Origin of the sequence: Mariniradius saccharolyticus AK6 (assembly GCF_000330725.2) — a bacterium.
Classification (GTDB): Bacteria; Bacteroidota; Bacteroidia; order Cytophagales; family Cyclobacteriaceae; genus Mariniradius; species Mariniradius saccharolyticus.
The window spans coordinates 1-11,239 of the sequence record NZ_AMZY02000027.1 but is presented as its reverse complement, the minus strand read 5'-3'; the positions used below and the strand labels follow the sequence as shown (position 1 = coordinate 11,239).

The window sequence follows — 11,239 nt, the reverse complement described above, 5'->3', positions numbered from 1 at the left end:
TTAATTTTAAACAATGATAAGGGTCGCGATTTATGATGATAATGCCGTTCGGCGGGACAGTCTGCAGACGATTCTGGCATTGCAGACCGATTTGATATGCGTAGGCTCGCATGACCATTGCGGGAGCATTTTACAGGATTTGCAAAAAGAAAGACCAGATATCATCCTGATGGATCTGGAAATGCCGGTGGTCAATGGAATCGAGGGGATTCGCTTGGCAAAGGCGAACTTCCCGGAGATCAAGATCATTGTGCAGACAGCTTTTGATGATGACGAAAAGGTATTTACGGCTTTGAAAGCGGGGGCCGAAGGGTATATTCTCAAATCCGCTTCGGTGACCCAAATCACCCAAAGCATCGACGAAGTGTCCAAAGGCGGGGCAAGCATGAGTCCCTCCATTGCGATGAAGGTGATCCGGTATTTTGGGAATGATCCCGCCGAAAAACGGGAAGATTATCAGTTGACCCCAAAGGAATCGATGGTACTCAAAAAGCTAGCCGATGGACTTAGCTACAAGATGATCGCGGACGAGTTGGGCATCAGCTATTTTACGGTCAACAACCACATCAAAAAGATATACGAAAAACTCCACGTCCATTCTCTTGGTGAAGCTGTAGCCAAGGCCCACCGGAGCAAATTGATTTGATTGAAGATTATCTGGCCATTTTTCTGTTGACTTTTTGTTTCCAAGAGTTGAATCTATTTTATTAGGTAGGGATTTTTCACCTGCCTATTTTTTTGCTGGAAATTCAATATTTAAGAAAACAGGTCGGGAGGATATCGGGGTTTGTTTTTGACAGCTGATTTCCAACGTTGATTTTTTTTGAAGAATTCAAAGAAAAATTCTTGAAAATTCAAGAAAAAAGCCCGAAATATCTGAAACTGAAAAGAAACTGAGCAGCTTGTAAATTGATGCATAACCATTCTTTATGTTTTGTTTTGTTCATTGCAGTTCGGACTTGTAGCTATAATTAGCTATTTCGGTTTGGTCAGTAAACGATAAATTTGTTTAGATAGTGTTAGTTCCGTTTTGTGTTTAATGAGGACTGATTTTGTATTCCGAGATCGGGATTTATCGTCGGAGGCAGCATGTTTTGAGTTCCCTTTTGGAAGATAGTTGCTCTTTTTCGTACCCTATGGCCCATTTGTTGATTTTGGTTTTCGTACAGCTTGTTTTTCCTGCCGCGCAGGAGACGCTTTTGGCTACCGATCAGCCTGATTATCCTGTGGGCGAATACATCAAGTATCTGGAAGACCGTCCTGGTGAATTGGGGCCTGAAGCCGCACTTTCCGCATACAGGAGCGGAAACTTTTTACCATTGGACAATCCCCGGCTTTTCAACAAAGGTTTTACAGAGTCGATTTGGTGGTTTGGTTTTGGGATAGAGAATGGATTGGAAACCGATAATACGCTGATCTTTAGCCCTGCGGGCGCTACGATCAGAGATGCTACTTTGTATACTTTTGATCAAGAGGGGAGGTTAGTCAGGACACAGACAACGGGATTTGACCACACAGGTACCACGCGGGATTTGGCATCTAGGATCAATTCCTTTCAGCTCAAACTTCCCAGGAATGAGAGATTTACCTACCTGATGCGGGTAGACAACAGGGGCATGAATACCTACATTCCATTTTTCCTGGATGAGCCCAATTCTTATTGGGAGTATGAGACGATGCGGGCCAGTAAGTTTGGGACGGTCACAGGGCTTATTCTGATGGCGACCTTACTGGGGATATTTCTCTGGTTTTATTTCTTCGAAAAGATGTACCTGATTTTTGTCGGCTACCTGCTTTCGTCCCTGGCCCTGGTATTGGAAGAGGACGGGTATCTTTTTTTGTGGTTGTATGGGAGCAAGATTGGTTGGATTGCGCCTTGGGTGATTCCGTTTTTTTCAGTGATGATGTCCACGTTTCTATTGCTGTTCATCAATGAGTTTTTCTTTATCAAGTCAACCAACAAGCGGCTGCAATGGGGGGTTAGGCTATACTTTGGTGGGGTATTTCTGGTTACTGCGATGATGCTGGTTTCGGGAGTTTTGGATATTGGTTTTGGATCCATTCTGGTTTTTCAGCAGTTTGGTTTTATTGTTTCTACGATCAATATCCTGTTGGTTTTGGGAGTCAATATTTCCCAAATCCGCGAAAATAGGGAGATTTCGCTATACCTACTGTTGGCCAACCTGGTGCTCATTTTTGGGTTTACCAATTACATTTTGAACCTCCAAGGATTGATTGATTGGCACCCGCTGAAGCCTAACGGCTTGATGGTCGGGTCTATTTTCAACGTTGTGCTTTTGACGGTCGGTATCATCCACCGGTACTATTTCCTCAAAAAGGACAAAGAATATGTGGAGCAAAAACTTATCCAGCAAGAGCGCGAGGTCAACCGCAACATCATTGAAGCCCAAGAAAACGAAAGGCAGCGCATTGCCAAGGATCTCCACGACGATTTGGGCGGTTTGCTTGCATTGATCAAACTGAAGGTGGGTAGTATTCGCATGGAAGAGGAAAACACCATGGATGCGGAAAGGCGTGCTGCACTGGCAGAGACAGACAAACTGCTCGATATGGCCTGCAAGGATCTACGGTTTATTGCCCATGAACTGATGCCCATGGAAGCCAATGACAAAACCCTCCGGACGATGGTGAAGGAGGTCCTTGATTTGGTCAAAATGCAAAAACAAATCAAGATCACGTATACCATTGAGGAACTGCCTTTTTTGGGCTTGGAAGCCAAGATCAATCTTTTCCGTATCATCAAAGAACTCCTCAACAACATCATCAAACATTCACAAGCCAAGGAAGCCGATGTGCAGGTTTTTTTGGACGAAATGGATGATACCGTCACGCTGATGGTGACTGATGACGGCAAAGGAATCCCAAAAGACATCCTGGACTCCCCACAAAAAGGCCTGGGCCTCAAAAACCTGCAAAAACGCGTGGACTACTTGATGGGCCACCTCCATATAGATTCACACAGTGATGGGACGACCATCATCGTGACAGTACCAGTCAAACAAATTTCAATTTCCCATGAGTACAAAAATAGTGATAGCTGATGACCATGAGCTCTTTGCAGATGGGCTCGAAAAACTGATCCGCGCCAACCAAGACTATCAGGTCGTTGGGAAATTCAAAAACGGCGTAGAGGTGATGGAATATATTGATCGGGGCGGGCAGATCGACCTGATGGTCCTGGACCTGAATATGCCAAAAATGGACGGAACCCAGTTGCTCGGTCATTTGCACCGAAACCATCCCAAGCTCAAAGTATTGGTAGTCAGTATGCACCATTCCCCAAACACTATGGAGATGGTTCGCAAGTTTGGAGCCAAGGGATACATCGGGAAGGACTCTTCTGTTTCGGAGCTGTTGACTGCGATAGAGGAGGTACTGAAGGGAAACGAATATTTCAATGAACCCTTGGAAGAGCCAATGCCCTCGGTAAACCAAGATCATTTTGGTGGAATATTTGGGGCCTATGGTCTATCCAAGCGAGAGGTGGAGATCATCCGCCTGATCATCAACCAATATGAAGGCGGCGAAATCGCCGATATCCTCAACCTTAGCCCCTTGACGGTCAAGACCCACCGGAAGAACATCTTCAGAAAGCTTGGTGTCAGGAACCTTGCAGGAATTGTTTCCTTGGTGCAAAAGAGCGGAATCAACGGGCAGAGGTTAAACTAAAACGCCGCTTTTATTTTTTTGAGCCGGGTTAAATCTATTCCCATCAGGTGGATTTTTTTGGGAGTTGGCACGCTCGACTTGAAATAGCTAGATGTAGCTATAAGTACTGTTTTACTACTTTTGGGGTATTTTTTACCTAAAGGGGAAGGTCTAATTTGGTTAATCATTAGTCATATTTTCAACCTTTATCCTCTTTTTGTATGAAAATCTCAGCACCATTCCTCCCCAATTATTCTTGGAGAGGATTCCAACTAAGACAACTGGTAGTTTATGTTTTTCTATTGTTATTGTTAAATTCCTGTACCGAAAGCATGCTGAAAGATGAAGACATCAGCAATGATTTGAGTTTGCTTTCCCAGAGTCTTTCAAAGGAATTCGGAAAGCTCGGAATTTCGGACGCTGCCAACGGAGGCAGTGTTGACGAATTCTATTTTTTGGCGCCAACGGTTGCGAAATCACCAAAATATCACAAAAATTTCCATCCTAATCTCAGCCCTGTTGTGGAAATCAGCGATGACTTGGGTTTCAAGAACTTTCATGCCGTCTTCAATCGTGATGGGAGTGCGGACGGCAAAGTAGTGGTCAATCCATTGGAGGAGAATTACTTTGTTGATTGGAACCCGAGTCAAACCAAGGCTCAAATTGGGAAAATATATAGGATTCGTGTACGTATTGGGGAAAAAGTGCTGGGACACATGGATGTGGGTGTAGTGCCTTCTAACCAAACGAAAGCCCTTCAAGACGGAATAATTCCAGCAGTACAAGGTCAGAATTTCAGGGTTGCGTTCAGATTGGAGGAAAAGGAGTGTCCGGCACGGATTGAAGTAAAGCCTTCCGAGGCTACAGTGGTAATAGGAGGAGAGCAAAGGTATGAAGCCATTGTTTACAATTTCTATGGAGAGGTACTAACCGATTTTGAATTTTTAGCTGTCAAATGGTCCATTGCGGATGGGGAGATTGCATCTATCGACCAGGACGGTTTGGCAATCGGTAAAAGTTTTGGATCTACTCAAGTAAAAGCGAAATCTTTCGATGTTGAAGGGACAGCGACTTTGTTTGTACAAGAAGTAGAAACCGCTCCAAGGCCGGGTAAAGATATCATTGTATTTAATGACATGAATGTTTTTGACAATTCAATTGGTCTAGTGAACCCTAACAACAGATTATTGGTAAGAAATCTCATAAATTTTGAGACTATTGGACCCCGCGCAAATGGAAATTCGATTTGGTTCGATTGTGGAAAGGATTCTAGATATCCTTTAGCTTGTTCTTTTACAGACGGCATACATACTGAGTTGAAATTCCTTATCCAAAGTTTAGGATTTGATCTTGGAATAATTGATTCCTCTGTAAATCCTTTGATCGACATTCCCATGGATGTTAAGGTTTTATTCTTGTGGCTCCCTAGATCACCTTATTTATTAAATGAGATAAATAGTTTGAAAAAATTTGCTGAACAAGGAGGTAGAATTGTTTTCATCGGAGAATTCAACTTGTTTTATGAAGAAATTGGATTCAGAGTACAGAATCACTTTTTGGAGAATATGGGTTCGGGCATGAGGAATGTTGGGGGCAATTTCGCCTGTTTTGATATAGAAAGACAAATACCATTGAGCTCATTAAGACCTCATCCAATAACAAGGGATATGATAGGTGCAACCTTTGCATGCGCTTCCAAAGTACTCACAGGTGCAAATGATTATCCCTTGGTTTATGACCCCTTTAATCGTGAAGTGCTCGCGTCTGTTGCTCAGATTAATACAAATCCGATATCACAATTAACTCAATTTAGGATCGATCCTAACAATAGAACTAATAGTAACCCATTTGAAAACAAACAATGGCCTTATCCTGGTGTAATAACCGATTAGATACTAACTTTTATTTGATACGGATATCAAAGGTCTACGAGAAATGCGGTTTAATTATGACACATCCAATATATTTCAGATCATATTAGTTTATTGTAATCTCGGACATAATTAGATTCGTCAAGGACTTTTTTCAAAAGATCTAAAAGTTGATGGGAGCAAAGAAAAATGTTGAAAAATTCTTTCGATTAACAAATGGGCTTTAGTTAAATTTTAAAAGGCCTGCCATGTGGCAGGTCTTTTTTTATGAGCTTCGTTTTGGCTATAAATATATGTACTGACAATGCTGTGTTAATTTCATATGTTGGTTGTCTAAAAAATATCAGGACTTGTTAGGTTGTTTTTTCCAAAAGAAGAGAAAAAATCACTGCGAAAGACCACAAAGGATATTATAATAGCTAGGGTTTAGTAACTCCAATTTTTTTTATTGTTAGGATAAATATAATTAAATGTAGGAATAGGATTATTTATCTCAAAAATTGAATGAATAAGGTTATTTAACATTTATACTTCAAAATAATATTTTAAACTCTTCGGTTAACAAGAGTTTTACTTCTAAAAATTTTCCGGTATAGTTCTTTTTTTTGACAACAAAAAGCATTTTATTTACTACAAACGACATCAAATTGTCGAATTTTGGTTACGATTCTTTGAGTAAAAAGATCACCGCCTATATTTTTAATAACCCAAAATTACTTTACTATGAAACGAGATTTACCCGATCCATGGAAGAGATTGATCCAAGGCATAGTCATGCTTTCGATCCTGATGTTATGGGCATTGCCAGCCCTTTCCCAGACATCAACCGCCACGGTCACCACTGACAAGGAGGATTATGCCCCTGGTGAGACGGCAATCATTACCGGTACCGGATGGTCGCCGGGAGAAATCGTCGAACTCGATTTCGAACACATCGAGCCCAATATCCCCGATCACGAGCATGACCTTTATGAGGTCACTGCTGATGATAACGGGAACATCTTTTTTGAATTTTACATCGGTGAAGAGGAGCTAGGCACCACCTTTCACCTCATGGCGCGGGGAAGGACTTCTGGGCTGTATGCTGAGACGTTCTTTACGGATGCAACTTGGCTACTAATTGGGAGTTATCCCGATTTATGTGGCGGAGGTCCTTCAGAATTAACCTTTACTATAAGACAAACAAATAATGCATCCCCAAGAAATTCATCGTTTGGAATTACTTTTCCAGCTGGTTTTACACTTAATTCTCCATCTATTACCAGTGTGCCATCCGGAAAGACTTGGTCTATTCAAATTGTCGGAAATAGAGTTTGGTTGTATGCCTTCAATAATTCCAACACGCACGCTTTAGCCAATGGTGACGAAATTGTATTTAAACTAAATGCAATACCAACAAATGTTTTGGGCTCTTACACGCTTTCAGGGTTTGGTAATGGCAATAATTCTTCTATCCCTACATCTGGACAATCAATAACACCTAATTCTGGTTTAGGATCCCCTTCAACTCTTCAGGTTACCAAGTTGTTACCAACTACTAGTGCTCCTTCAAACCAAAACTTGGTTTATGGCAACAATGCCTCTTTTTCTGTCTCAGCGTCAGGTACAGGTACGCTGGCTTATGTTTGGGAAGAGTTTAACGGTACTTGGAACCCAATCTCTAATGGAGGCATTTATTCTGGTGCCAATACCAATACTCTGACACTTACCAAACCAGGAGTGGCCCTAAGTGGTCGTCAATATAGAGTTAAAGTAACTGGAGATTGTGGAAGTGTAACCAGTAACCCAGCAATTTTGACTGTCACGCCAGCGGCGCTGACCGTGAGCATCACTGCAAGCGACAAGGTATACGATGCCACGACTGCTGCCACCGTATCCGCGGTGAACCCAGCCGCCGGCCTGATCGCCGGTGACGACGTGACCGCCACGGCGAGCAACGGCAACTTCGACAACAAGAATGTGGGAACAGGCAAGACTGTTACCGCGGACATCGCGACCTCTGGAGCGGATGCGGGCAACTACAGCTTCAATGCGACCGCCGCCGACCTGGCCGACATCACCCAGGCTGCGGTAACGGTGAGCATCACTGCTGACGACAAGGTGTACGATGCGACCACGGCTGCAACGGTAGCGGTATCGGGCATCTCCGGCATCCTGTTGAGCGACGTGGTGACCGCCACGGCGAGCAACGGCAACTTCGACAACAAGAATGTGGGAACAGGCAAGACTGTTACCGCGGACATCGCGACCTCTGGAGCGGATGCGGGCAACTACAGCTTCAACGCGACCTCGAGCACGACGGCCGACATCATGCCTGCACCTTTGACCATCACCGCTCAAAACGCATCCAAATACGAGGGTCAGGCTAACCCTGCCTTCACAGTAACCTATGATGGTTTTGTTGGTGATGAAACTGAATCGGTCCTAGGCGGAACCTTAATGTTCACGACGGCTGCAACAGTTAACAGCTGTGCAGGAAACTATGATATCATTCCTTCAGGATTTACGCCAGGTAACTATGCATTTACCTACGTTAATGGCACTTTGACGGTATTAGGTACTTCCATCGACGCCTCGGCTAGCTCCACCCCAGTGCCTGTGGGACAGCCGGCTACATTGAGGGCAACCGTAACACCGAATGTCCCTGGGGTAAGCGTGACCTTTGTCTTGACAAATGATGCCAACGTAACGGTCTTCAGTCAGACTGTTCTGACAAACGCCTCTGGTGTCGCAACCGCCACCACAGGTAACCTGGGCGTACTCGGTGTGTACGAAGTGACTGCGACTGTGGGCAGTGGCTGCGCATCATCCATCGCTTACATCCCTGTCTTCGATGCGAGTGGAAGCTTTGTAACGGGCGGTGGCTGGATCAATTCTCCAGCGGGGGCTTTGGTTGCCGATCCTACGATTGTTGGTAAAGCCAACTTTGGATTCGTGTCCAAGTACAAGAAGGGCTCCACCCAGGTAGATGGCAATACAGAGTTCCAATTCCAAGCTGGAAGCCTGAACTTCAAGTCCACCATGCACGAGTCTGGATCCTTGGTAATTTCGGGTGGTAGGGCAACCTACAGAGGTACGGGCACCATCAATGGACAAAGCGGATTCAAGTTTGTGGTGGTAGCCATCGATGGGCAGTGGAACGGCCAGAGCAACCCAGATAGATTTAGGATCAAGATCAGCACCACCGCGGGTGTCGTCGTATACGACAACCAGATGGGCAGCGCCGAAAATACAGCCGATGCCACTATCCTGGGCAACAACGGTACCGGAGGCGGCTCGATTGTAATCCATGAGGTCAAGTCCAACGGCAAGAAACGCATCGCTGTTGATCTCCAAGAAGTCACCTGGAACACATCCAATGAAGATCTAGTGAAAGCGTTGGATCAGATGTCCAAGGAATGGTTTGAAGGCAGCTCAGTGGCCATGAGATGGAACATTGATGCCTATGACGGCATGAAGCCGGGCTTCTACCAAGTTGTGGGTGAGGTCATCTCCGGAAATCTCAGCGATCTGGAAGACATGGTCGAAATACCGGTACTTGTCCGTGAGAAACCAAGGGCTACGGATATCCTTGCCACCGTGAAGGTTATTCCAAGCAATGTCGAAGTAGGACAGGTGTTCACCAAACTCATCACAGTGGATAAGGCGGATGACATCCATACTTATCAAGTAAGTGAGAATGACTACTTCGAACTGGTTGACGACCAATTGGTATGGAAGTCTGCAGCAATACCTGCTGAACTGAGAGTCACCGTGACATCCACCGACAGGGCAGGACAGACCATCGAACGTGAGTTGGTGTTCAGAAAAGGTGCTGGCAACAATGGCAACTTTGATATCCCTGCGGCTTCGAGTGTCAGCGAGGTGATTGTCCATCCAAACCCTGCAAGAGAACAGTTTGCCAATGTTCAGGTAAGGCTAAGCCAAGCTGCTAAAGTCAACCTGAGGGTATACGATCCTCAAGGAAGGCTGGTTTATCAAGACGAGGCTTATGAAGAGAACAGCTTTATGAGAACCCTCGACCTGAAAGGCTACAGCAACGGTCTCTACATGATCCTCGTGCAGGTTGACAATCAGTTGATCACCAAGCGACTCATCAAAGAGTAAGACCAATCCGAAGTCCTCTATTGCAGGACTGAGGAGAATGAAAAGGCCATCGTGGATTTTCTCCACGGTGGCCTTTTTTTTTTTTGGTTTTTCCACCTTTGCCGTGGCGGTGCTCACAAAGGAAATGAAGGGGCAAAGCACGCAGAAAAAAGGTTTCACGCAAAGAGGCCAGTGTACCAAAAATGACAATACCCGCCTCTCCCAAAGAAAATAAGGGTGCTAAGAACAGAAAAAAAACCTCGCCAAGACGCCAAGACGCCAGGATAGGCCACTGCCCACTGTGACTGCTTACTGATCTTTGCGCTCTTTCCGTCTTCGCTGTCTTTGCGAGAAAAAGCGGCTCTCGCAAAGGAAATAAAGGTGCAAAGCACGCAGAAAAAAATGACTCTCGCGAAGACGCTAAGCCGCCAAGCTGAGCTCCTGACCACTGCCACTGCCGACTGATCACTGCTACTGACCACTGATCTTTGCGTTCTTTGCACCTTCGTTGTCTTTGCGTGAAATATTCCGCGCTCTCTTCGAGAAACCCTCTTTGCCCTGAAAAATCCATCAATGGCTTTTGAATCCTTTGGTTTTGGTTTAATTTGCCCGGAAAGAACCATTCACATTTACCAATAAACCTATGTTGAAGACTTTGAAAACCTCTTTTGCCCTCTTGGGCTGTATGGTGGCCCTGCCGGTCCTGGCACAGCAACAAGATATCAAGCTGCCCCCGCAGGCGACGGAGTTTTGGGAACCTGTACCCAGAAAAGTGACGCCCGGCGCACAAAACCACCTGCCACCCAATGATGCGATCGTCATCTTTGACGGCAAAAATCTCGACAACTTTGTCAGTGCCGCTTCCGGCGGTCCCGCAGAATGGACAGTCAATAACGGCGCGATTACAGTCGTCCCAAGGAAAGGCGATATCCAAACCAAGCAGGGCTTTGGCGATATGCAGCTGCACATCGAATGGGCCGCACCGACCGTCATCAAGGGTGAAGGACAGGGTAGGGGGAATTCGGGGATTTTCCTGATGGGCCTCTACGAAGTGCAGGTTTTGGATTCCTACGAAAGCCGCACCTATTCCAATGGGCAGGCAGCAAGTATCTACAAGCAGCATCCCCCCTTGGTCAATGCTACGAAAGCACCAGGTGAGTGGAATACCTATGATATCTTCTTTACCGCACCAAAGTTCAATGCCGACGGGATGTTGGTCGCCCCGGCTAGGGTAACGGTGGTCCATAACGGCATCCTTGTCCAGCACAATGTGGAACTCAAAGGTCCCACCGAATACATCGGCATTCCCAATTACAAAGCCCACGCCAACGAGCTCCCGATCAAACTCCAAGACCATGGGGATTTGGTGAGCTTTAGGAATATTTGGGTCAGAAAGCTGTAAAGAAAAAGCCCGCAAAAAGGCGGGCTTTTTCTTTGTACTAAGTACCAAGTACAACGTACCAAGTTAGAAGTACGAGGTTAGAAGTACGAGGTTAAAGGGAGCGCTTGATTCGTACTTCCCACTTCGTACTTGGTACTTAGATTCACTTCGTAATTCCTACTTCGTTACTCGTACCTGCATTCACTTTGTGTGTGCCTAAAATAGGTTGACG

General features: G+C 45.3%; 7 protein-coding genes. 6 read left to right on the top strand and 1 reads right to left on the bottom strand.

Annotated elements, in window-relative coordinates; translation table 11 throughout:
• The first annotated feature begins 13 nt into the window (after window positions 1-13).
• The 5 genes from C943_RS20735 to C943_RS20715 all read left to right on the top strand — a co-directional run bounded on the left by C943_RS20735 (window position 14) and on the right by C943_RS20715 (window position 9,647).
• On the top strand, window positions 14-646 hold the full coding sequence (locus tag C943_RS20735; protein ID WP_040481675.1) for a response regulator: 633 nt from the start codon (window positions 14-16) through the stop codon (window positions 644-646).
• Between the two features lie 490 nt (window positions 647-1,136).
• Window positions 1,137-3,062, top strand: a complete 1,926-nt coding sequence (locus tag C943_RS20730) for a sensor histidine kinase (RefSeq protein ID WP_008631925.1) — start codon at window positions 1,137-1,139, stop codon at window positions 3,060-3,062.
• Window positions 3,037-3,690: a response regulator gene (locus C943_RS20725; RefSeq protein ID WP_008631924.1), complete on the top strand. Its 654-nt coding sequence runs from the start codon at window positions 3,037-3,039 to the stop codon at window positions 3,688-3,690. Before C943_RS20730 ends, C943_RS20725 begins: the two co-directional genes overlap by 26 nt.
• A 311-nt stretch (window positions 3,691-4,001) precedes the next feature.
• Window positions 4,002-5,561 (top strand): Ig-like domain-containing protein, encoded by a 1,560-nt coding sequence (locus C943_RS21600; RefSeq protein WP_051069648.1) that lies wholly within the window; start codon window positions 4,002-4,004, stop codon window positions 5,559-5,561.
• Between the two features lie 702 nt (window positions 5,562-6,263).
• Window positions 6,264-9,647, top strand: a complete 3,384-nt coding sequence (locus C943_RS20715; RefSeq protein ID WP_040481671.1) for a YDG domain-containing protein — start codon at window positions 6,264-6,266, stop codon at window positions 9,645-9,647.
• Here C943_RS20715 and C943_RS22440 read toward each other — a convergent pair.
• Window positions 9,637-10,197, bottom strand: a complete 561-nt coding sequence (locus C943_RS22440; RefSeq protein WP_008631903.1) for a hypothetical protein — start codon at window positions 10,195-10,197, stop codon at window positions 9,637-9,639. The two genes, C943_RS20715 and C943_RS22440, sit on opposite strands and share 11 nt — an antisense overlap.
• A gap of 72 nt (window positions 10,198-10,269) precedes the next feature.
• Between C943_RS22440 and C943_RS20710 the strand changes: the two genes are divergently transcribed.
• Window positions 10,270-11,028, top strand: coding sequence for a 3-keto-disaccharide hydrolase (locus C943_RS20710; protein ID WP_008631902.1), 759 nt, complete (start codon window positions 10,270-10,272; stop codon window positions 11,026-11,028).
• The last annotated feature ends 211 nt before the right edge of the window (window positions 11,029-11,239 follow it).

Bases quoted from the DNA above. Each gene is read 5' to 3' on its own strand.
- C943_RS20715 (WP_040481671.1), top strand. From the start codon at position 6,264: ATGAAACGAGATTTACCCGATCCATGGAAGAGATTGATCCAAGGCATA.
- C943_RS20735 (WP_040481675.1), top strand. From the start codon at position 14: ATGATAAGGGTCGCGATTTATGATGATAATGCCGTTCGGCGGGACAGT.
- C943_RS20730 (WP_008631925.1), top strand. From the start codon at position 1,137: ATGGCCCATTTGTTGATTTTGGTTTTCGTACAGCTTGTTTTTCCTGCC.
- C943_RS21600 (WP_051069648.1), top strand. From the start codon at position 4,002: ATGCTGAAAGATGAAGACATCAGCAATGATTTGAGTTTGCTTTCCCAG.
- C943_RS20710 (WP_008631902.1), top strand. From the start codon at position 10,270: ATGTTGAAGACTTTGAAAACCTCTTTTGCCCTCTTGGGCTGTATGGTG.
- C943_RS20725 (WP_008631924.1), top strand. From the start codon at position 3,037: ATGAGTACAAAAATAGTGATAGCTGATGACCATGAGCTCTTTGCAGAT.
- C943_RS22440 (WP_008631903.1), bottom strand. From the start codon at position 10,197: ATGGATTTTTCAGGGCAAAGAGGGTTTCTCGAAGAGAGCGCGGAATAT.